The organism is Micromonospora sp. WMMD980 (assembly GCF_029626035.1).
Lineage (GTDB): Bacteria > Actinomycetota > Actinomycetes > Mycobacteriales > Micromonosporaceae > Micromonospora.
Genome location: NZ_JARUBE010000003.1, coordinates 3277251 through 3301309 on the forward strand (window position 1 = coordinate 3277251; position 24059 = coordinate 3301309).

At 76.9% G+C, this 24059-nt stretch carries 6 protein-coding genes; all 6 read left to right on the forward strand.

Annotated features, from left to right (window positions below):
- The first annotated feature begins 176 nt into the window (after window positions 1-176).
- Genes O7618_RS15305 through O7618_RS15330 form a run of 6 tightly spaced genes read left to right on the forward strand, consistent with a single transcriptional unit; the run spans window position 177 to window position 24057 of the window.
- Window positions 177-12263, forward strand: a complete 12087-nt coding sequence (locus tag O7618_RS15305) for a non-ribosomal peptide synthetase/type I polyketide synthase (RefSeq protein ID WP_278106775.1) — start codon at window positions 177-179, stop codon at window positions 12261-12263.
- Window positions 12260-15475: an amino acid adenylation domain-containing protein gene (locus O7618_RS15310; protein WP_278106776.1), complete on the forward strand. Its 3216-nt coding sequence runs from the start codon at window positions 12260-12262 to the stop codon at window positions 15473-15475. The genes O7618_RS15305 and O7618_RS15310 overlap by 4 nt, the downstream gene beginning before the upstream one ends.
- Complete coding sequence (locus O7618_RS15315; protein WP_278106777.1) at window positions 15472-16515, forward strand: TauD/TfdA family dioxygenase; 1044 nt, start codon at window positions 15472-15474, stop codon at window positions 16513-16515. Before O7618_RS15310 ends, O7618_RS15315 begins: the two co-directional genes overlap by 4 nt.
- Window positions 16512-17531 (forward strand): TauD/TfdA family dioxygenase, encoded by a 1020-nt coding sequence (locus O7618_RS15320; RefSeq protein ID WP_278106778.1) that lies wholly within the window; start codon window positions 16512-16514, stop codon window positions 17529-17531. The genes O7618_RS15315 and O7618_RS15320 overlap by 4 nt, the downstream gene beginning before the upstream one ends.
- Window positions 17528-22888 (forward strand): non-ribosomal peptide synthetase, encoded by a 5361-nt coding sequence (locus O7618_RS15325; RefSeq protein WP_278106779.1) that lies wholly within the window; start codon window positions 17528-17530, stop codon window positions 22886-22888. Before O7618_RS15320 ends, O7618_RS15325 begins: the two co-directional genes overlap by 4 nt.
- Window positions 22885-24057 (forward strand): aminotransferase class I/II-fold pyridoxal phosphate-dependent enzyme, encoded by a 1173-nt coding sequence (locus O7618_RS15330; protein WP_278106780.1) that lies wholly within the window; start codon window positions 22885-22887, stop codon window positions 24055-24057. The genes O7618_RS15325 and O7618_RS15330 overlap by 4 nt, the downstream gene beginning before the upstream one ends.
- The last annotated feature ends 2 nt before the right edge of the window (window positions 24058-24059 follow it).

A 24059-nucleotide genomic window follows, 5' to 3' on the forward strand; every position in this document is an offset into this window, starting at 1 on the left:
CGCGTCGACCGCCGGAACGATCCGGGGATCGGCGGGCGAAGATTCCCGGTGCCATGATGGGCGAGGTTCCCCATCGAGGAATCCTGATCTTTTCCCTCACCCGGCCGATTCGGGCGCGTCCGTGCGCGCCCGGACGGAGCCCACCCGGCGGTCGGGCAGTGACGAAGGCGGAGGCGATGACCGACGTCCTGCGGACCCGGCCACCGGCACCACCGGCGCGGCCCGACCCCGGCCGTTCCGCGCCGGCGACCGCGGCCCAGCGCCAGATGTGGCAACTGGACCGGCTCGACCCGGGCTCGGCCGGTTACCTGGTGCCGTCGGCCTACCGGCTGCACGGCCCGCTCGACGTGCCGGCGCTGTCCGCGACGCTCGACGACCTGGTGACCCGGCACGCCGCGCTGCGTACCACGCTCGCGCCCGCGCCCGGCGGCGACGACACCCGCCTGGTCCAGGTGGTCCACCCGCCGCGCCCGGGTCTGCTGCGGGTGCACGATCTCAGCGGCCTGCCGAGCTGGCAGCGAGACCGGGAGGTGGTCGCCCGGCTGCGGGCCGCCGCGCGCGAGCCGCTCGACCTGGCGCGCGGGCCGGTGCTCCGGGCCGAGCTGGTGCGCTGCGCGCCGGAGGAGCACGTGCTCCTGCTGACGTTCCACCACGTCGCGATCGACGAGTGGTCGCTGGACATCCTGCACCGGGAGTGGGAACGGCTCTACCCGGCCCACCGCGCGGGGCGGCCCGCCGCGCTCGACCCGGTCGCCGGTGACTGCCGCGACCACGCGGCCCGGCAGCGGGCCTGGCTCGCCGGGGCGGAGGCGAAGGCCCAGCTCGACTACTGGCGGGAGCAGCTCGCCGGCGCGCCCGCGGCGCTCGACCTGCCCACCCGGGGGCCGCGCCCGGCGGTGCCGTCCGGCGCGGGGGCCGTTGTCGCGGTGCCGCTGGAGGTCCCCGCCGAGGAGCTGGCCGCGTTCTGCCGGCGGGCGCGGGTGTCGCCGTACATGGTGCTGCTGGCGGCGCTGCAGGTGCTGCTGGCCCGGTGGACCGGCGAGCGGGACGTGGTGGTGGGCACGCCGGTGGCCGGCCGGCGCGACCCGGAGGCACGGCAGCTCGTCGGCCTGCTGCTCAACACCGTCGCGATCCGCGCCCGCCTGGACGACGATCCGTCCTTCGACACGCTGCTGGGCCGGGTGCGCGGCGCCGTGCTCGACGCCCTGAGCCGCGCGGAGCTGCCCTTCTCGACGGTGCTGGAGACGCTGCGCCCGACCCGCCGGGCCGGCTTCGACCCGCTGTTCCAGGTGATGTTCGTGTACGGCCGCGAGGCGGAGCCGCCCCGCCTGGACGGCCTCCAGGTGAGCGCCGTCGAGGTGCCCGTCGAGACCGCCAAGTTCGACCTCACGGTCGCCGTCCGGGAGGGCGCCGGCGGGCTGCGGACCGTGCTGGAGTACCGCACCGACCTGTTCGAGGCCGAGACGATGACCCGTCTCGCCGGGCACTACCAGACGCTGCTGGCGTCGCTGCTGACCGACCCGGGCGCGCCGGTGGGCTCGGCCGCGATGCTCACCCCCGCCGAGCAGCGGCACCTGGCCGGCGAGAACCGCACCGCCACCCCGGCCGAGCCGGACGAGCTGGTCCACGCGCTGATCGAGGAGCAGGCCCGGCGTACCCCCGACGGGGTGGCGGTGACCGACGACGAGGCCGCGCTGAGTTACCGGGAGCTGCACGCGCGGGCCGACGCCCTGGCCGAGACGCTGCGCGCGCGGGGTGTCGGGGTCGGCGCGCTGGTCGGGGTGCTGCTACCCCGCGCGGTCGGCTTCACCGTGGCGGTGCTGGCGGTGCTGCGGGCCGGCGCGGCCTACGTCCCGTTGGATCCGGCGAACCCGCCGGCCCGGCTACGGCACCTGATCGACGACGCCGACGCCCGGACCGTGCTCACCTGCCCCGAGCTGGCCCACCTGGTGCCCGGGGATGCCGCGCTGCTGGTCCCGGGGCCGGACGCGCCGACGGCGGCGGCCGAACCGGCACGCGGCGGCGGCCCGCGGCGACGACCGCGCCGCCGGCCCTCGCCCACCGCGCACGACCTGGCGTACGTCATCCACACCTCCGGGTCGACCGGCCGGCCGAAGGGCGTGGCGGTCACCCACCGGGGGGTCGCGAACTACGTGCGCTGGGCCACCCAGGCCTACCGGCTGCGCGCCGGTGACGTGGTCCCGCTGCACTCGTCGGTCGGGTTCGACCTGACCGTGACGAGCCTGCTCGTGCCGCTGGCCGCCGGCGCCACGGTGCGGATGATCGGCGAGCACCTCGGCCCGGCCGCGCTGGGCGAGGCGCTACGCGACACCGCCACCCCGTTCGGCCTGGTCAAGATCACCCCGGCCCAGTTGGAGCTGGTCACCCATCAGCTCCGCACCGAGGAACTGGCCGGACGCACCCGCTGCTTCGTCATCGGCGGCGAGAACCTACGCGCCGACCAGATCGCCCCATGGCGGACGCACGCGCCGGAGACCGCGCTGGTCAACGAGTACGGCCCGACGGAGACGGTGGTCGGCTGCGCCGCCTACGAGGTGGAGCCGGACGCCCCGGCCGACGGTTCGGTGCCGATCGGCCGGCCGATCGCCAACACCGCGCTCCACCTGCTCGACGGATGGGGCAACCCGGTGCCGGTGGGTGTCGTCGGTGAGCTGTACGTCGGCGGCGCCGGGGTGGCCCGCGGCTACCTGGGGCAGCCGGACCGCACCGCCGAGCGGTTCCTGCCCGACCCGTTCGCCGGCGTGCCCGGCGCGCGCCTCTACCGCACCGGCGACCTGGCCCGCCGCCGCCCGGACGGGGTGCTCGACTACCTGGGCCGCACCGACCGGCAGGTCAAGGTGCGCGGCTACCGGATCGAGTGCGGCGAGGTCGAGACGGCGATCCGGCGGCACCGGCCGCGCGCCGACGTGACCGTCCAGGTGCGCCGCGACGACCCGACCGACCCGCGCCTGGTGGCCTACCTGGCCGGCGACGGCGCCGACCCGGCGGGGCTGTCCGCCACGCTCGCCGCCGAGCTGCCGTCCTGGCTGGTGCCGGCCGCGTTCGTCCGGCTCGACGCGCTGCCGCTGACCGGCAACGGCAAGGTCGACCCGGACGCGCTGCCCGCGCCGGGCCCGCGCGGCGTCCACCAGCCCGCAACGACCGTCCGGACCGGGTCCGAGGTCGCCGGTCGGGAGCCGGCCGGTCCCGGCGCCACCACGCCGGACAGCCGCCGGACCGTCGCCCCGGCCCGGTGGGACGCCGACCGGGTACGCCTGCAACGGCTGGTCGTCCAGGTGTGGCGCGAGGTGCTGGGTGTCGAGGAGATCGGCCCCCGGGACAGCTTCTTCGACCTGGGCGGGCACTCGATGCGGCTGCTGGCCGTGCTCGACCGGCTGCGCGCCCGGCTCGGCGACGTGCTGACCGCCACCGACCTGTTCCGCCACCCCACGCCCGAGTCGCTCGCCGCGTACCTCATCGGTGTCACGGCCACCGACGCGGACCCGCAGCCGGCCGCGCAGGCCCCACCCGCCGCGGCGACGACCGCCACCGCCGGTCCGGCCGACGGCCTGGTCGCGGTGGTCGGCATGGCCTGCCGGTTCCCCGGCGCCCGCACGGTGGACGAGTTCTGGGCGAACGTCCGCGACGGGGTGGAGTCGGTCCGGGAGTTCACCGTCGAGGAGATGCTCGCCGACGGCGCGGACCCGGCCCGGATCGACGACCCGGCCTACGTGCGGGCCGGCACCGTCCTGCCCGGCATCGACGAGTTCGACGCCGCCTTCTTCGGCGTCACCCCGCGTGAGGCCCAGACGCTGGACCCGCAGCACCGGCTGCTGCTGGAGTGCGCCTGGCACGCGCTGGAGCACGCCGGTCACGACCCGTCCCGGCACGGCGGCCGGGTCGGCCTGTTCGCCGGCTCGGGACGCAGCTCCTACCTCCTCGACCACCTCGCCGGTCACCCGGAGCTGACCGGCGGGCTCAGCGAGCACCAGATCTCGCTCGGCAACGACAAGGACTTCCTGCTCAGCCGCGTCGCCTACCAGCTCGACCTGACCGGGCCCGCGGTGACCGTGGCGACCGCCTGCTCCACCTCGCTGGTGGCCGTGCACCTCGGCCGGCAGAGCCTGCTGCGCGGCGAGTCCGACGTGGTGCTGGCCGGCGGTGTCAGCGTCTTCCCCGCCCAGCGGCGCGGCTACCTCTGGCACGACGGCGGCATCTACTCCCCCGACGGGCACTGCCGGCCGTTCAGCGCCGACGCGCGCGGCAGCATCGAGTCCAGCGGGGTGGGGGTGGTCGTGCTCAAGCGGCTGGCCGACGCGCTCGCCGACGGCGACACGGTCTACGCGGTGATCCGCGGCTCGGCGATCAACAACGACGGGGCACGCCGCACCGGCTACACCGCGCCCGGCGTCGCCGGCCAGGTCGAGGTGATCAGCCGGGCGCTCGCCGACGCCGGGGTGCGCCCCCGCTCGGTGGGCTACGTGGAGGCGCACGGCACCGGCACCAGCCTCGGCGATCCGATCGAGGTGGCCGCGCTGACCGAGGCGTTCCGGCGCGACACCGACGCACCGGGCTTCTGCGCGCTGGGCTCGGTGAAGGCGAACATCGGGCACACCGACGCGGCAGCCGGCGTGGCCGGGCTGATCAAGACCGTGATGGCGCTGTGGACGCGTACCCTGCCGCCGACCATCAACGTGGCCGAGCCGCACCCGGCGATCGACGTCACGACCGGCCCGTTCCGGCTCGACCGGGCCGCCGGGGTGTGGGCGGCGGACGGCCCGCGCCGGGCCGGGGTCAGCTCGTTCGGCATGGGCGGCACCAACGCGCACGTGGTGCTGGAGGAGCCGCCGCCGGCGCCGGCCCCACCCCCCGCCCCGGCCGGGCCACGGCTGCTGGTGGTGTCGGCGCGTACCCCGGCCGCGCTGGAGCGCGCCACCGGGCAGCTCCGCGACCACCTCGACGCCCACCCCCGGGTGGCGCTCGCGGACGTGGCGGCGGCGCTCGGCCGCCGGCAGCCGATGGCCCACCGCCGATACGTGGTGGCGGCGGACGTCGCCGACGCGGCGTCCGCGCTGGACACGCCGCAGCGCCGGTTCACCGGCACGCACCCGGGCGGCCGCCGGACGCTGGTGTTCGCCTTCCCCGGGCACGGCGCCCAGCACGTCGCGATGGGCGCCGGGCTGCACCGGTCCGAGCCGACCTACCGGGCGGTGGTGGACGAGTGCGCCGAACTGCTCGGCGCGGATCTCGGCCGGGACCTGCGCGCCGTGCTCGACCCGGCCCCGGGCGGGCACGGCGCGGCGCAGCGGCTGCTCGACCGCCCCGCCCTGGTGCAGCCCGCGCTCTTCGTCACCGAGTACGCGTTGGCCCGGACGCTGCTGGCCCGGGACGTGCGCCCGGACCTGATGGTCGGGCACAGCCTCGGCGAGTACGTGGCCGCCTGCCTGGCCGGCGTCTTCCCCCTCGCCGACGCGCTGCGCCTGGTGCGGGTGCGCGGCGAGCTGGTGGAACGGACGCCGGCCGGGGCGATGCTCGCGGTGGGCCTGAGCGAGGCGGCGGTGACCACGCGGCTCGACGACGGGCTGTCGCTGGCCGCGGTCAACGCCCCGGAGCTGTGCGTGGTGTCCGGCGACCCGACCGCGGTCGACCGGCTGCGGAACCGGCTGGCCGCCGACGGCGTCGACTGCCGGCCGCTGCGGGTGGCCCGGGGCTACCACTCCGCGCTGCTCGACGGGATCCTGGACGAGTTCGCCGCGCACGCCGCCGCCGTCGACTACGCCGAACCCGACCGCCCCTACCTGAGCAACCTGACCGGCGGCCCGGTCACGCCGGGCCTGGTCACCGACCCGGCGTACTGGGTGCGGCACCTGCGCGAGCCGATCCGGTTCGCCGAGTCGGCAGCGCTCTGCGCCGAGCAGGAGGCCGCCGTGGTGGAGGTGGGCCCCGGGCACGCGCTCGGCGGCCTGGCCCGGCTCGCCGGGGTGCGCCCGGCCCACGCGGTGGCGGCGATGCGGCACCCCCGTGCCGACGCCGACGACCGGGCGACGCTGCTCGACGCGGTGGGGCGGCTCTGGCTGGCCGGCGTCCCGGTCGACGTGGACCGGTTCCACGGCGACGGCGACCGGTGGGTCCCGCTGCCCGGCTACCCGTTCGAGCGCGGGCGCCACTGGATCGCGCCCGCGCGCCGACCGGACCCGGTCGCGCCGCCCGCCGGCCCGGATCCGGTCGCTGTCGCGGCAGCCGGGCCGGGCGACGCGTCGGCGGTGACGTCGTCCGGGGGTACCGGCACTGTCGACGCCGGCAACCGGCCGGAGCTGAGCACCGCCTACCTGGCGCCGGCCGGCGCGGCGCAGGAGTCGGTGGCCGAGGTCTGGGCCGATCTGCTCGGCATCCGGCCGATCGGCGCGCACGACGACTTCTTCGAGCTGGGCGGGCACTCGCTGCTCGCCACCCAGGTGGTGGTTCGGCTGCGCGCCCGCCTGGGCGTCGCGGTGCCGCTGGAGACCGTCTTCGCCCGGCCCACCGTCGCGGCGCTGGCGGCGGCGCTGCCCGCCACCGGCGGCCGAGCAGCGCCGCCGACGACGGACCCGCCCCTGGCCGAGGTCGGGACCGGCAGCGCCGGGACGACGCTGGTCGCGGCCGCCGCGACCGGGCGGGACCGGCGGTCCACGGCGGACCGGACCGGCGACGCGGCCGGAACCGGGGTGGGCACGTCGCGCGGGAACCCGGCCGGCGCCGGCGCCCCGGTGGTCGACCTCGACGGGCCGGCGGTCGCCGACCGCATCCCCCGCGCCGCGCCGGACGCCGGCCCGGCGCCGCTCTCCTCCGGCCAGCACCGCCTGTGGTTCCTCGACCGGGCGTACGCGCAGAACGCCTACACCGTCGGCACGACGCTGCTGCTCGACGGCACGCTCGACCTGGACGCGCTGCGCGCCGCGCTGGCCGGGCTGGTGCGCCGGCACGAGGCGCTGCGCACCGTGTTCCCGCTCGGCCCGGACGGCGACCCGGTGCAGCGGGTGCTGCCGGCCGCGCCGGTGGAGCTGCCGGTGGTGACCGCCCCGGCGGACCCGGACCCCGCCGGGCCGCGGAGCATCGTCGAGCCGGCGGTGGCCGAGGCGGTGCCCGGGTGGGTGCACGCCGCGCTCGCCGCCGACGTGCGGCACCCGTTCGACCTGGCCACCGGGCCGCTGTTCCGGGCCGTGCTGCTGCGCGTCGCCGACGACCGGCACGTCCTGTCGCTGACCATGCACCACGCCGTCTCCGACGGCTGGTCGCTGGGCGTGGTGGCCCGCGAGGTGGCCACGCTCTACGCCGCCGCGCGGCGGGGAGACGCCGACCCGCTGCCCGAGCTGGCCGTCCAGTACGCCGACTTCGCGCGCTGGCAGCGCGGTCGGCTCGCCGACCGCGACAGTCCGGACGTGGCGTACTGGCGGGCACAGCTCGCCGGGGTGCCGGCCGCGCTGGAGCTGCCCACCGACCGGCCGCGCCCGCCGGTGCAGACGTTCGACGGCGCGGTCCGCACGCTGCTCCTGCCCCGGCCGGCCGCCGACGCGGTGCGCCGGTTCGGCGCCGCGCACGGGGCGACGCTGGCGATGACGTTGCTGGCCGCGTGGCAGACGCTGCTGTTCCGGTGGACCGGCCAGCACGACGTCTGCGTCGGCACCCCGGTCGCCGGCCGGGTCCGGGCCGAACTGGAGCCCATGGTCGGCTTCTTCGTCAACATGCTGCCGATGCGGACCGTGCTCGACGGCGACTGGACCTTCGCCGAGCTGCTCGGGCGGGTCCGGCGCACCGCGCTGGACGCGTACGCGCACCAGGAGGTGCCGTTCGAGCGGCTGGTGGATCTGGTCGACGCGCCCCGCGACCTGAGCCGCAACCCGCTGTTCCAGGTGATGTTCAACCTGCTCAACGTGCCCGAGCAGCGGGACACCGACGCGGCCGGGGTGCGGATGACCCCGTTCGCGGTGGAGCCCGGCATCGCCCAGCAGGACCTGGCGCTGTACGCGTACGAGGTGGCCGAGGGACTGCGATTCCGGCTGGAATACAACACCGCGCTGTTCGACGCGTCGACCGCCGAGCGGATGGTCGGCCACCTGGAGACGCTGCTCGCCGCCGCGGTCGCCGCCCCGGACACCCGGCTGGCGGCGCTGCCGCTGCTCACCGAGGCCGAACACGCCCGGTTCGCCGGGTGGAACGACACCGACACGCCGGCCGGCTGGGACACCCCGCCCGGCCGGGTGCCGACGCTCGTCGACCTCGTCGCCCACCAGGTGGCGGCGGGTCCCGACCGGCCGGCCGTGACGTTCGGCGGCACCACGCTCGACTACGCCACGCTCGACGCGCGCGCCAACCGGCTGGCGCACCGGCTGCGCCGCGCCGGCGTCGGCCCGGACGTGCCGGTCGCGGTCTGCCTGCCCCGCTCGCCCGACCTGCCGATCGCGCTGCTCGGGGTGCTCAAGGCCGGCGGGGCGTACGTGCCGGTGGACCCGGAGTACCCGGTGGAACGACAACGGTACGTGTTGGCGCACAGCGGGGCCCCGGTGCTGGTCACCGAGGCGGGCCTGATCGACCGGTTCGGGTTCGACGGCACGGTGCTGACACCGGACGCGGCCGGGGAGCCGGACACCGTGCCCCCGCCGTCGGTCGGGCCGGACCACCTGGCGTACCTGATCTACACCTCCGGCTCGACGGGCCGGCCCAAGGGCGTCCGGGTCACCCACGGCGCGGTGGTCAACACGCTCGCCGCGATGCGCGAGCGGCCCGGCCTGACCCGCGACGGCACCATGCTGGCGATGGCCAGCTTCGCCTTCGACATGTCCGTGCCGGAGCTGTTCCTGCCGCTGGTGGTCGGCGCCCGCATGCTGCTGGTGGACCGGGACGTCGCCTACGACGCGTCCCGGCTGGCCGCGCTGCTCGCCGCCGAGCGGGTCACGCTGGCCCAGGGCACGCCGACGACCTGGCGGCTGCTGATCGAGTCCGGGTGGGCCGGAACCCCCGGGCTCACCGCGGTCTGCGGCGGCGAGGCGGTGCCCGCGCCGCTGGCCCGGCAACTGGCCGGCCGGGTCGACGCGCTGTGGAACCTGTACGGCCCGACCGAGGCCGCGGTCTGGGCCACCATGGACCGGGTCACCCCCGACGAGACCCGGCCCACGATCGGCCGGCCGATCGGCAACATGCGGGCGCACCTGCTCGACGCGGCGTCGCGTCCGGTCCCGGTCGGCGTGCCCGGCGAGATCCACCTGGGCGGGCCGGGACTGGCCCGCGACTACCACGGCGACCCGGCGCTGACCGCCGCGCGTTTCGTGCCCGACCCGGACGGCGTCGGCCGGCTCTACCGCACCGGTGACCTCGGCCGCCGGCTCGCCGACGGCCGGATCGAGTTCCTCGGGCGGGGCGACTCGCAGGTGAAGGTGCGCGGGTTCCGGATCGAGCTGGGCGAGATCGAGGCGGTGCTGCGCCGCCACGACGTGGTCCGCGACGCCGCCGTGGTGGTCCGCGAGGACGCGGGCGAGAAGGCCGTGGTGGCCTACCTGACCCTGGCCGACGGGCCCGAGCCCGACACCGGGAGCGAGCTGACCGCCGACTTCGCCGCCGACCCGGCGCCGTGGCGGGCGTTCGTGCGGGCCTGGCTGCCGGACTACATGGTGCCGTCGGCGTTCGTGCCGCTGAACCGGATGCCGCTCAACGCCAACGGCAAGGTCGACCGGGCGGCGCTGCCCGCGCCCCGCCGCGACCGCGCGGCGGCCGGCGCCGGTGAGCCGGACACCCCGCTGCGGGCGGCGCTGGCCCGCCGCTGGGCGGAGGTGCTCGGCTACGACCGGGTCGGCATCGACGACGACTTCTTCGACCTGGGCGGCGACTCGTTCCGGGCGATCAAGGCGCTGGCCGGCAGCGACCCGGCGATCAGCGTGCTCGACCTGTTCCGCCATCCGACCATCCGGGCGCTGACCGAGCACCTGGACGCCACCGGCGGCTCGGCCGGGAAGCTGCTGCACGAGCTGACGCCGGCCCGGCCGGGCACGACGACCACGTTGACGCTGCTCTGCGTACCGTTCGGCGGCGGCTCCGCGATCACCTTCCAGCCGCTCGCGGACGCCCTGCCGGCCGGGGTGTCGCTCTACGCGCTGGAACGCCCCGGGCACGACCTGAACCGCCCGGACGAGCCGATGCTCGACCTGGACGAGCTGGTGGACCGCTGCGTGGCCGAGGTGGTCGGGCAGCTCACCGGGCCGGTCGCGGTGTACGGGCACTGCGTGGGCGGCGCCGAGGCGGTCGAACTGGCCCGCCGCCTGGAGGCGGCGGGCGTCGAGGTGACCGGCGTGGTGATCGGCGCGCACTTCCCCGCCCCCCGGCTGCCCGGTCGGGTGTTCGGCTGGCTGCGCCGGTGGTTTCCGGTGGAGCGCTGGGCGTCGAAGCGGCGCACGCTGGAGTCGCTGCGCGCGATGGGCTTCTTCACCGAGGTCTTCGACGCGGCCGAGAAGGACTTCGTGATGCGGGTCGTCCTGGCCGACGCGGCCCGGGGCGAGGACTACTACACCGACGTCTACGCCGCCGGCCTGCCGGCGAAGCTGTCCGCGCCGCTGGTCTGCGTGGTCGGCGGCGGTGACCGGGCCACCGAGCTCTACCAGGAGCGCTACCTGGAGTGGGAGTTCTTCGCCGACCGGGTGTCGCTGGAGGTGATCGACGGCGCCGGGCACTACTTCGCCAAGCACCAGCCGGCCGAGCTGGCCGGAATCATCCTGGCGCACTGCGCCGCCGCGCCTGCGGAGCCGGACGGTTCCACCGCCGCACCGGAGCCGGCGGAGGCGGACCGGCGCGCCGCCGTACCCGCGTCGGCGCAGCCGGACGGGACGGCCCGGACCGCTCCGGCGGCGGCGTCTCCGGCGGACGTCGCGCCCCGGCGGACGGCGGCGCCCAGCCTGGCGGTGTTCTATCTGGTCGCGATCGGCCAACTCGTGTCGCTGATCGGCAGCGGGCTGACCGCGTTCGGCATGGGGTTGTGGGTCTACCAGCGCACCGGCTCGGTGTCGCTGTTCGCCACCGCCACCGTGCTGGCGCTGCTGCCGGCCGTGGTGCTGTCACCGATCGCCGGCGCGCTCGCCGACCGGTGGGACCGCCGCCGGATCATGGTGCTGGCCGACTGCCTGGCCGCCACCGGCACGGTGAGCCTGGCGCTGCTGCTCTGGCTCGGTCAGCTCCACCTGTGGCACATCCTCACCGCGATCACCGTCACGGCCGTGGCCACCGCGTTCCAGCAACCCGCCTACCAGGCGGCGGTCACCCAACTCGTGCCGAAGCGCTACTACGGGCGGGCCAACGGCATCGTCTCGCTCGGCACCGCCACCAGCACCGTGCTGGCCCCGCTGGTCGGCGGCGCGCTGGTGCTCGCGGTCGGGCTGCGCGGCATCGTGGTGATCGACCTGGTCACCTTCGCGGTCGCGGTCACCGTGACGCTGTCGGTCCGCTTCCCGGACACGCTCTTCGTGCGCCGGGAGGAGCCGTTCCGGCGTGAGGTGCTGGGCGGCTGGCGGTTCATCGTCCGGCGGCACGGGCTGGTCGCCCTGGTCGTCCTGGTCGCGTCGCTGAACTACTTCTTCGCCATGGTCGAGGTGCTGGTCACCCCGCTGGCGCTCTCCTTCGGCGATCCGGCGGTGCTCGGCCGGGTGCTCGCCGCCAGCGGCGTCGGCATGGTCGTCGGGTCGGTGCTGATGGGCGTCTGGGGCGGCACCGCCCGGCGGACCACGGGCATCCTGGCCAGCGTCGTGCTGCTCGGCGTCTCGCTGCTCACCGTCGGGCTCCGGCCGGACCCGCTGTTCCCGGCGCTCGGCCTGTTCGGCATGGGCCTGGCCACCGCGCTGGTGAACACGCACTGGCTGGCGATCGTGCAGGCCAAGGTGGGCCTCGAACTCCAGGGCCGGGTGCTCGCCATGGCCCAGATGCTGTCCTGGCTGATGGTGCCCGCCGGGTTCCTCAGCGCCGGGCCGCTCGCCGAGCACGTGCTCGCCCCGCTGGCCCGGCCCGGCGGCCCGCTCGCCGGGCTGGTCGGCACCGGGCCCGGCCGGGGCATGGCGCTGGCCGCGATCCTGGCCGGGCTCTGCGCGCTCGCGCTGGCCGCCGGCGGCATCGCGTACCGGCGGATCCGGCGGCTGGAGGACGAACTGCCGGACAACGACCCGGGCCGGGTCGTGCTCGCCGACAAGGACCGCATCCAGGAGGAGGCGGACCGCCGCCTCGCGGCCGTGACCGGCGGTGGTTCCCGGTGAGCGCGCCCGCCCGGCCCGCCGGCCCGACCCGCCGCGCCGCCGCCCGCCGGGCCGGCCCCGCCCCGGCGCCGGTGGACTGCCTGCACCGGATGGTCGCCGCGCAGGCCGCCCGCACCCCGGCCGCGGACGCGGTCCGGCACGGCGACACCACGCTGTCCTACCGGGACCTCGACGAGGCGGCGAACCGGCTGGCCCGGGCGCTGCTGGCGCGGGGGGTCGGGCGCGGCGACCGGGTCGGCGTCTGCCTGCCCCGTACGCCGGAGCTGGTGGTCGCGCTGCTCGCGGTGCTCAAGGCCGGAGCCGCGTACGTGCCGCTGGACCCGGCGTACCCGGCGGCCCGGGTGGCGTTCATGACCGCCGACTCGGGGGCGCGGCTGGTGCTGACCACCACCGGCCTCGCCGACCGGTTCCCCGGCCCGACCGTGCTCGTGGACCGGCTCGACCCGACCGGTGACGCCACCGACCCGGCGACGCCGGCCACCCCGGACGACCTGGCGTACGTCATCTACACCTCCGGCTCCACCGGACGCCCCAAGGGCGTGGCCATCGAGCACCGCTCGGCGTCGACGCTGCTGCACTGGGTCCGGCAGACCTTCGACGACACCGAGCTGGGTGGGATGCTCGCCGCCACCTCGGTCTGCTTCGACCTCTCCGTCTTCGAGATCTTCGGCCCGCTCGCCTGGGGCGGCCGGGTGCTGCTCGTCGACGACGTGCTGGCGCTCGCCGCGCCGGGCGCGGACCGGCTGCCGGTCACGCTCGTCAACACCGTGCCGGCCGCGATGGGCGAACTGCTCACCGCCGGGGCGCTGCCGCCCGGCGTCCGCACGGTCTGCCTGGCCGGTGAGCCACTGACCGCCGCGCTGGCCGCCCGGGTGTGGGCGCGTCCGCACGTGCGCCGGCTGTGCAACCTCTACGGCCCGTCCGAGGACACCACGTACTCCACCTGGGCCGAGGTGCCGCGCGACGGCGGTGACCCGCCGATCGGCCGTCCGCTGCCGGGCACCCGGGCGTACGTGCTCGACCCGGACGGGCGGCCGGTGCCGCCCGGCGAGGCGGGTGAGTTGTACCTGGCCGGCGCCGGGCTGGCCCGCGGCTACCTGGACCGGCCGGCGGAGACCGGGGCCCGGTTCCGGCCGGACCCGTTCCGGCCGGGCGAGCGGATGTACCGCACCGGGGACCGGGTCCGGTTGCGCCCGGACGGGCAGCTCGCCTACCTGGGCCGGCTGGACGACCAGGTGAAGCTGCGCGGCTACCGGATCGAGCTGGGCGAGGTGGCCGCCCGGCTCGCCGCCCTGCCCGGCGTGCGCGAGGCGACCGCCGCCGTCCGGCCCGGCCCGAGCGGGGACCCGCTGCTGGTCGGCTACCTGGTCGGGGACCGGCGCGACGACGTCCGGGCCCGGCTGGCCGAGGTGCTGCCGGCGCCGCTGGTGCCGGCGGCCGTGGTCTGGCTGGACCGGCTGCCGACGCTCCCCAACGGCAAGGTGGACCGGGCGGCCCTGCCCGCGCCGGACCTCGGCTCCGCCGCCGACCACGATTCGCTCGACGGCACCGCCGCCGTGGTGGCGGAGGTCTGGTGGGACCTGCTCGGGGTGCCGGTCACCGGCCCGGACGACGACTTCCTCGCGCTCGGCGGCGACTCGCTGCTGGCCGTCCGGTGCGCCACCCGGCTGACCGACGTGACCGGCCACCGGGTCGACCCCGGCGACCTGTTCGCCCACCCGACCGTCGCCGCGCTCGCCGCCCGCCTCGACGCGCTCGCCCCGCCCCGGGGTGAACCGGCGCACCGGCCCGACGGTCCGGGCGCTGCCGGCCACCCGGCGGCCCGGCTCGACCCCGGGCCGGCAGCGGCCGGATCCCCGACCGGGGACGGGCCGGCGCCGCTGTCCGCGGCGCAGCGGCGGTTCTGGTTCCTGCACCGGCTCGACCCGGCCGACACGTCCTACCTGCTGGCGTTCGCGGTCCGCTTCGCCGCGCCACTGAAGGCGGACCGGCTGACCCGGGCGCTGCACCGGGTGGTCGACAGGCATCCCGCGCTGCGCACCGTCCTCGCCGCCGGGCCGGACGGGCCGGTGCAGGTGGTCCGCCCGGACGCCCGACCGGACCTCGTCGTCGCGCCGCCCGAGCCGGGCACCGCGCTCGACGACCGGCTCGCCCGGCTGACCGCCGGGGCCACCGCCGACCCGATGGACCTGGCGACCGGGCCGCTGCTGCGCGCCTGCCTGGTGCCCGACGCCGCCGGCCGGGCGGAGGCGCTGCTGCTGGTGGCGCACCACGCGATCGCCGACGACTGGTCGTTCGGGGTGCTGGTGCGCGACCTCGCGGAGTCCTACGACGACCCGGACGCGCCCGCCGAGCCGGCGCCCGGGCCGGCCGTCCTCGCCGCCGCGCAGCACGCCTGGCTCGCCGGCCCCGCCGGCCGCCGCGCGCTCGACGAGCTGCTCCGCGAGCTGCGCGGCGCCCCCACCCTCCTGGAGATAAGGAGGGGCCCCCGCTTAACGCCTGCGGTAGAGCAGGGGCCCCCTGCTAACCACCCGGCCCGGCGCGGCGCCGCGCTGCGGACCACGGTGGACCTGACGACCGCGGCGGCGGTGCGGGAGCTGGCCCGGACGCGCCGGGTCAGTTTGCACATGGTGGGGCTGGCCGCGTTCGCCGCGCTGCTCGGCGCGGAAACCGGCCGGGACGACCTGCTGGTCGGTGTCGCCTTCGCCGGGCGCACCAGCGTGGCCGCCGAACGCGGCGTCGGGTGCCACGTCAACACGCTGCCGCTGCGCCTGCGCCCGGCCCCGGACCGGAGCTTCGCCGACCTGCTCGCCGAGGCGCGTCGGGCCACGCTGTTCGCCGCCGCCCGCCAGGACGTCCCGTTCGACAGGCTTGTCGAGCGGCTGCGCCCGGTCCGCCGGGCGGACCGCAACCCGCTGGTGCAGGTCGCGTTCGGGGTGCAGAACGCCCCACCGGCCCGGCACCGCAGCGTCGCCGGCGGCGCGTTCACCGGCGTCGAGCTGACCCCGGACACCGCCCGCCTCGACCTGACGCTCTGGCTGGACGACAGGCGCGGCGGGCTGGCGGCGCTCTGGACCTACCGCACCGACCTGTGCGACCACGACACGGTGGCGGCCTGGCACCGCCGCCTCACCGCGCTGCTGCGCACCGCCGCCGCCGACCCCCGGCGCAGTCTGGCCGACTGCGTCGACACCGCTGGGAGTGAGAGATGACCGATCAGATCCGGGTCGCGCGGCCCGTCCCCCGCCGCGGCCGGGAACGGAACCTGGTGGACGTACGACCGGACTGGCCCGGCGGCCCGCTGCCGGCGCTGGTGCGGGCCAATGTGCCCGACGTGGACCTGGCCGGCTGGCTGGCCGGGCACCGCGACGAGGTGGACGAGCTGGCCCGCCGCGCCGGCGCGGTGCTGTTCCGCGGCTTCGCGGTGGCCGGCGCGGACGACTTCCGCACCGTGATGGGCGCGCTCTCCGGCGACGTGCTGGCCTACGGCGAACGGTCCTCGCCGCGCAGCCGGGTCGCCGACGGCGTCTACACCTCCACCGAACACCCGGCCGACCAGCCGATCGTGCTGCACAACGAGCAGTCGTACACGGTCACCTGGCCGCTGCGCATCGTGTTCCACTGCGAGGTCGCGCCGGCCGCCGGTGGGCGTACGCCGCTGGCGGACAGCCGCCGGGTGTTGGCCCGGCTGCGCCCGGAGACGGTCGACGGGTTCGCGCGACGGGGCGTGCTCTACCGGCGCAACTACCTGCCCGGCATCAGCCTGTCCTGGCAGACCGCGTTCCAGACCGACTCCCGTGCCGAGGTCGAGGCGTACTGCGCGCGGGCGCTGATCGACGTGGAATGGGTGGGCGAGACGCAGTTGCGCACCCGGCAGGTGCGCCCGGCGGTGCGACGGCACCCGGTCACCGGGGAACGCACCTGGTTCAACCACGCGTTGTTCTTCCACGTCACCTCGCTGCCGGCGGACGTGAGCGCCGGGCTGCGGGCGGCGCTGGCCGATGAGGACCTGCCCTACCAGACCGCGTACGGCGACGGCACGCCCATCGGAGACGACGTGCTGGCCGAGCTGCGCGCCGCGTACGCCGCGGAGACCCGCTCGTTCGACTGGCACGAGGGGGACGTGCTGCTGGTGGAGAACATGCTCGCCGCGCACGCCCGGGAGCCGTTCACCCCGCCCCGGCGGATCCTCACCGCGATGTCCGACCCGGTCGCGGCGCCGGAGCTGCACACCGAGGACGGTGCGTCATGAGCGCCCCCGGACCCCGCCGCCGTGCCGCTGGTGGCACGGTCACCGCGCCGGTGACCCGCCGCACGCTCGGCCCGGACGACTTCGTGCTGCTTGTCGAGGCCGCCGTGCCCGACCTCGACCTGGCCGGCTGGCTCGCCGGGCGGCGGGCCGAGCTGCTGGCCGACCTGGACCGGCACGCCGCGGTCTTCTTCCGCGGCTTCGACGTGCGCAGCGCCGACGACTTCGGCCGGGCGGCCCGGGCGGTCGGCCCGGACCTGCTCGGCTACCTGGAGCGGGCCGCGCCCCGGCACGAGGTGGCCGACAAGGTGTTCACCTCCACCGAGTTCAACGCCGCCCAGTGGATCCCGCTGCACCACGAGATGTCGTACTCGCACAACTGGCCGACGCACCTCTACTTCCACTGCGCGCAGCCGGCCACCGGCAGCGGCGGCGCGACCCCGCTGGCCGCCGAGCGGGTGATCACCCCGTTGATCCCGGCGGAGGTGCGGGAACGGTTCGCCCGCGACGGCGTCCGCTACGTGCGCAACTACGGCCCGCACCTGGACCTGCCCTGGCAGGAGGCGTTCCAGACCACCGACCGGGCGGCGGTGGAGGCATACTGCGCCGCCTCGGCGACGGAGTTCACCTGGCTGGGCGCCGACGGGCTGCGGACCGTGGCGCGGCGGCAGGCGACGGCCGTCCACCCGCGTACCGGCGAGACGGTGTGGTTCAACCACGCCCACCTGTTCCACGTGTCGAACATGCCGCCCGAGGTGGCCGCCGCGCTGAGACGCGAGTACGGCCCGGAGGGGCTGCCCCGCAACGCCCACTACGGCGACGGCGAGCCGATCGAGGACGAGGTGGTCGGCGGCATCCGCGAGCTGTACCGGCAGCACGCGATCTCCGTGCCCTGGCGGCGCGGCGACGTGCTGGTGGTGGACAACTTCCTGGCCACCCACGGCCGGGAACCCTTCACCGGCGACCGGCAGATCCTGGTCGCCATGTCCGACCTCTACGTCAACCGGAGTGTGTGGTGAACGGATACCGGCTGTCCCCGGTCCAGCGGCTGGCCTGGGCCGGCAAACAGGATCTGGTCCGGGCCCGGGTGCGGCTGGACCGGCCGCTCGATGCGGCCCGGTTGCAGGCCGCCGTGGACGCGGTGGTGGCCCGGCACGAGGCGCTGCGGCTGACCCTGGTGCACCACCCGGGCCTGCGGGTGCCGTTGCAGGACGTGGACGACGACCGGACCGTCACCGTCGGCGCGCAGGGCGAGCTGTCGGTGACGCTCACCGACGACGCGCTGGAGCTGGCCGCCACCCCGCTGGTCGCCGACCCGGCCAGCCTGCGCCTGGTCCTGGCCGACCTGGCCGGGGCGTACGCGGGTGACCTGCCGCCGGCCGACGAGGAGGCGTTGCAGTTCCTCGACGTCACCGAGTGGCAGGTGGAGGAGCGGGACGCCGCGCCGGCGCCCGCGCCGGTCGCCCCGGCCGCCCGGCTGGTCGAGCCGCACGGTGACGACCCGGGCGCGGTGGTCACCGGCACGCTGCCCGCCGCCGACCTGGCCGGCATCGCCGAGGCCGCCGGTTGCCCCGCCGAGACGGTGCTGCTGGCCGCCTGGGCGGTCGCGGTCGCCCGCCGGGCCGAGGCGCCGGACGGGGCCGAGGAGTCGGACCTGGTGCTGGCCCGCTGGCACGACGGCCGCCGGGCCGAGGGCACCGCCGCCGTGGTCGGTCCGCTGGGCGGCTACGGCCCGCTGCGGCTGGCCCTGCCGCTGCCGGCCGCGCCGGCCGAGCTGCTGGCCGCCGTACGCGCCGCCGAGGCCGCCGCCGACGAGACGTTCCACCTGGTCGACCCGGTCGACGACAGCACCGGCGCGGTCGCCGGGTTCGCGGTGCAGCCGACGGTCGCACCGGACACCCTCGCCGCCCTGGGCGCGGTGACCGCCGAGGTGCCCGTCCCGCCGCCGCCGACCGGCCCCCGGCTCACCGTGCTCACCGGCGACGGCACCGGCGACGGCGAGGGCGACGGCGACGGCGAGGGCGACGGCGACGGCGAGGGCGACGGCGACGGCGAGGGCGACGGCATCGGCACCGGCGAGGGCGAGGTCACGCTCCGGGTCACCGGCGGGCAGTGGCTGCTCGACTCGCTGGTGGCGGTGCTGCGCAGCCTGCCGGCCGCGCTGGCCGGGGACGCGCCGCTGGCGGTGCTCGGCGCCGGCGAGGCGAGCTGGCTGTCCGGGGCCGGCGGAACGGCGGCCACGGCGCCGGCGCGTACCCTCGCCGACCTGCTCGACGCCGGCCTGGCCACGATGGCGGCGCAGGCCCCGGCCGTGGTGGCGGCGGACGGCGCGTACCCGGTCGAGGAGCTGGACCGGCGGGCCGCGCGGGTGGCCGCGGCGCTCGCCGCGCGCGGCCTGACCGGCGCGCCGGTGGGCGTGCTCGCGACCCGGTCCCGGGAGACCGTGGTGGCGTTCGTCGGCGTGCTGCGGGCCGGCGCGGTGTTCGTGCCGCTCGACCCGGACGCCCCGGCGCCACGCCTGGCCGCGCAGGTGCGCGCGGTCGGCGCGGAGTGCGTGATCGGCCTCGGCGGCCCGGCGACCGTGTCCGTGGACGAGCTGGTCGCGGCCGGCGGCCCGCCGCCGGCGGCGCCGGCCCCGACCGACCCGGCGTACGTCATCTTCACCTCCGGCTCGACCGGCACGCCGCGGCCGGTGCGGGTGTCGCACGCCGCCGCCGCGCACCTGACCGGCGCGCTGGAGGAGACGGTGTACGCGAGCAGCCCGCCCGGCCTGCGGGTGGCGGTGAACGCGCCGCTGACGTTCGACGCCTCGGTGAAGCAGCTCGTGCAACTCGCGCACGGGCGCGGCCTGTTCCTGGTGCCGGAGGGCGTGCGGCGCGACGGCGCGGCGCTCGCCGGCGCGCTGGCCGCGCACCGGGTGGACGTGCTCGACCTGACCCCGTCGCAACTGCGGATCCTGCTCGCCGGCGCGGGGGACGCCCGGCTGCCCGGGCTGCTGCTGCTCGGCGGCGAGGCCGTGCCCGAGGACCTGTGGGCCGAGGTGGCGGCGCTGCCGGGCGTGCGCGCGGTCAACCTCTACGGCCCGACCGAGTGCACGGTGGACAGCACCGCGGCGGAGATCCGGGCCGGCGACCCACCGACGATCGGCCGGCCGCTGCCGGGCGTCGCGGTGCGGGTGCTCGACGAGCGGCTGCGCCCGGTGCCGCCCGGCGTGGCCGGGGAGCTGTGTGTGGCCGGCCCGCAGCTCGCCGACGGCTATCTCGGCGACGAGGAGGCGACCGCCCGCCGGTTCGTGGCGCTGCCGCTGCCCGACGGCGGCGTCGAGCGGGTCTACCGCACCGGTGACCGGGTCCGCTTCGACGCCGAGCGGCGGTTGCGCTACCTGGGTCGGCTCGACGACCAGGTGAAGATCCACGGTTTCCGGGTGGAGCCGGGCGAGGTCGCCGCCGTGCTGCGCGGCCACCCGGAGGTCGCCGACGCCGCGGTGGTCGCCCGCGACGACGACGGGTACGGCGACCGGCTGGTGGCCTACGTCCGGCCCCGTGCCGGCGCCGCGCTGGACCTGACCCGGGTCACCGGGATCAACCCGCACGAGACCCGCTACCTGTACGACGAGATCTTCACCCAGCGGGTCTACCTCCGGGACGGGATCGTGCTGCGCCCCGGCGCGACGGTGCTGGACGTGGGCGCGAACATCGGCATGTTCTCGCTCTTCGTGCACCAGGTCTGTCCGGACGCGACGATCCACGCGTTCGAGCCGGTGCCGACCGTGGTGGAGGCGTTGCGCCGCAACGTCGCCGAGTTCGGCGTGCCGGCCACGGTGCACGCGCACGGGCTGTCCCGGAAGCCCGGCGAGGTCTCGTTCACCTACTACCCGGGCTATTCGATGATGTCCGGCCACGCCGCGTACGCCGACCCGGACGCCGAGATCGGCGTGATCAAGCGGTACCTGGCCAACGAACGCGACGCCGGCGCGGGTGAGCGGGACGTGCTGCTCGACCGGGCCGACGAGCTGCTCGCCGAGCGCTTCGCCGGCCGGGAGCTGACCGTGCCGGTCCGACCGCTGTCGGCCGTGCTCGACGAGCTGGCACCGGCCCGGATCGACCTGTTGAAGATCGACGTGCAGCGCGCCGAGGCGGACGTCCTGGCCGGACTGGACGACCGGCACTGGCCGCTGGTCGCGCAGGTCGCCATGGAGGTGCACGACGCGCCGGGCACCGCCACCGCCGGCCGGTTGGCCGAGCTGGTGGCGGTGCTGGAGGAGCGGGGCTTCACCGTGGTCACCCGCCAGGACGACCTACTGGCCGGCACCGACCGGCACACCCTGCACGCGGTCCGCCCGGAGTACGCCGCCACCTCGGACGCGGTGGCGGACACCGCCCCGGCGACCGGATCCGTCGCGCCGCCCCGGGAGTGGCTCGCCGAACGGCTGCCGGCGCACCTGGTGCCGGCCGCGGTGGTGGTGCTGGACGAGCTGCCGCTGACCCGCAACGGCAAGCTCGACCGGGCGGCGCTGCCCGCGCCCGCACCGGAGCGACCGGCCGGCGACCCGGCGGCGACACCCGCGAACCGGGCCGAGGAGATCCTGGTCGAGGCGTGGCGCGAGGTGCTCGGCGTGGCCACGTTCGGCGTGACGGACAGCTTCTTCGCGCTCGGCGGCGACTCCATCCGCAGCATCCAGATGCAGGTGGCGGCGCAGAAGCGCGGGCTGTCGTTCCAGCTCAACGACATCTTCACCCACCAGACCATCCGGGAGCTGGTGGCGCACGGCCGGATCACGCTGGACGGCGTCGTGCCCGAGCCGGCCGCGGACCAGGGGCGGTTCGCCCTGGTCGGCGCCGCCGACCGGGAGCGGCTGCCGGACGGGCTGGCCGACGCGTACCCGATGACCGCGCTCCAGCTCGGCATGGTCTACCACGGCGAGCTGACCGGCGACCCGGCCGTCTACCACAACGTCACCGCGCACGAGGTGGCCGCGCCGCTGGACTCCCCGGCGCTGCGCCGGGCGCTCGCCGCGCTGGTGGACGCGCACCCGGTGCTGCGCACCGGCTTCGCGCTCGGCGCGTACGCCGAGCCGTTGCAGCTCGTGCACGCGCGGGTGCCGGTCGACCTGCCGGTGACGGACCTGACCGGCCTCGACGCGCCGGCCCGCCGGGCCCGGATCGACGCGCTGGTCGCCGAGGAGCGCCGCCGCCCGTTCGACCTCACCCGGCCGCCGCTGTTGCGGCTGCACGCGGTCCGCACCGGCGGCGACGGGTTCACGCTGCTGGTCGCCGAGCACCACGCCGTCCTCGACGGCTGGAGCCTGCACCTGTTCCTGGCCGACCTGCTCGCCGGGTACGACCGGGAGCGGGCCGGCACGCCCGCGCCCATCGACGCCGGGCTGCCGTTCCGGGAGTACGTGGCGGCCGAGCGGGCGGCGCTGGCCGACCCGGCGACCCGCCGGTTCTGGCTGGACGGCGCCGGTGCCGCGGCGCCGCTGCTGGTCGGTGGCGCACGGCCGCGGACCACCACCACCCAGCGGGTGCCGCTGCGGGCCGGCACCACCGAGCGGGTCGCCGCTGGCGCCCGGGACGCCGGGGTGCCGGTCAAGTCCTGGCTCTTCGCCGTGCACCTGCGGCTGCTCGGCGAGCTGGCCGGCCGGGACGACGTGGTCAGCGGCCTGGTCGTCGGCGGCCGGCCGGAGGGCGAGGGCAGCGCCGACACGCTCGGGCTGTTCCTCAACACGCTGCCGGTGCGCATCGCGCTGGGCAGCCGGTCGGTGGCCGAGCTGGCCGCCGAGGCGTGGCGGGCCGAGCGGGAGCTGATGGGACGCCACCGCTTCCCGCTCGCCGAGATCGTCCGGGCCGGCGGCGCGGGTCCGCGCTTCGACCACTTCTTCAACTGGACGCACTTCCCGCCGCCGCGTCCGGCCGGTGACGGCAGCCGCATCGTGGACAGCCGGGGCGTCACCGTGGACGTCGCGTTCAGCCTCGCCGTCGACGCCGAGCTGGACGCCGGGCGGCTCGGGCTGATGGTCCAGTACGACCACCGGCACGTCCCGGCCGACCGGGTGGACGCGTTGGCCGACGGCTTCCGCCGGTTGCTGGCGGCCGACCCGGACGCGCCGCTGCCGTCGGTGGCCGCACCGTCGCCGGTGGCCGCCGAGGACGCGCGGCAGCGGTGGGCGGGCCGGGTGGCGGCGGCCTGGCAGGAGGTGCTGGGCACCGCGCCACGCGACCCGGAGGCCGGCTTCCTCGCCGCCGGCGGCGACTCGCTGCGCGCGCTGCGGCTGGTCACCGTGCTGCGCCAGCGCCACGGCAGCGACCTGACGCTGCCGGAGTTCACCACGCTGGGCAGCTACCGCGCGCTGGTGGACCGGGTGGCGCGCGGATGACCGGGTTCGGCACCACAGCGGTGCACGGCGACGACGGCCTGGTCCCCGGCGGGGCGGTCGCGCCGCCGATCGTGCAGAGCGCCACCTTCAGCGCCGAGTCCGACGAGCGGTTCGCCGAGATCGCCACCGAGGCGCGCGGCAGCACGTTCTACACCCGCTACGGCAACCCGAACCACGCGCAGGTGGCCGCCGTGGTCGCCGGACTGGAGGGCGCGGAGACCGGGCTGGTCACCGCGTCCGGGATGGGCGCGATCAGCACTGTCGCGCTGGCGCTGCTCGCCGCCGGCGACCACGTGGTGGTGCAGCGCAGCACGTACGGCGGCACCACCTCGCTGGCCACCGGGCTGCTGCCACGCTTCGGCGTGGACTGCACCCAGGTCGACCAGACCGACTCCGACGCGTTCGCGCGGGCGCTGCGGCCGGAGACCCGGCTGGTGCTGGTGGAGACGCCGAGCAACCCGCTGCTGGAACTGACCGACCTGGCCGCCGTCGTCGAGGTGGCGCACGCGGCCGGCGCGCTGGTGGTGGTGGACAACACGTTCGCCACCCCGGTGAACCAGCGTCCGCTGGCGGCCGGCGCGGACCTGGTCTGGCACAGCGGCACGAAGTTCCTCGGCGGGCACTCCGACGTGTCCGCCGGGGTGGTGGTCGGCGGCGCGGAGCTGGTCGAGCGGGTGTGGCGCACGTCGATCGTCACCGGCGCCACGCTCGGCCCGGTGGACGCCTGGCTGCTGCTGCGCGGCCTGCGCACCCTGTCGCTGCGGGTGGAGCGGCACAACGCCAACGCGCTCGCCCTGGCCGAGGCGTTGGCGGACCACCCGGCGGTGGCCCGGGTCCGCTACCCGGGGCTGCCCTCGCACCCCCAGCACGAGCTGGCCCGGCGGCAGATGACCGGGTTCGGCGGGGTGCTCGGCGTCGAGCTGGCCGCCGGCCGGGACGGCGCGGCGGCGCTGCTGGCCGGGTTGCGCCTGGCCAAGCGGGCGGCCAGCCTCGGCAGCGTCAGCACGCTGGTGGTGCACCCGCGCTCGATGTGGGCCGGGATCGTGGACGCCGAGCAGCTCGCCGCGGCCGGGATCGGCGCGGGCCTGGTGCGCGTCTCCACCGGCATCGAGGACACCGACGACCTGGTGGCGGACTTCCTGGCGGCGTTGGCGGACGCGCCGGCCTGACC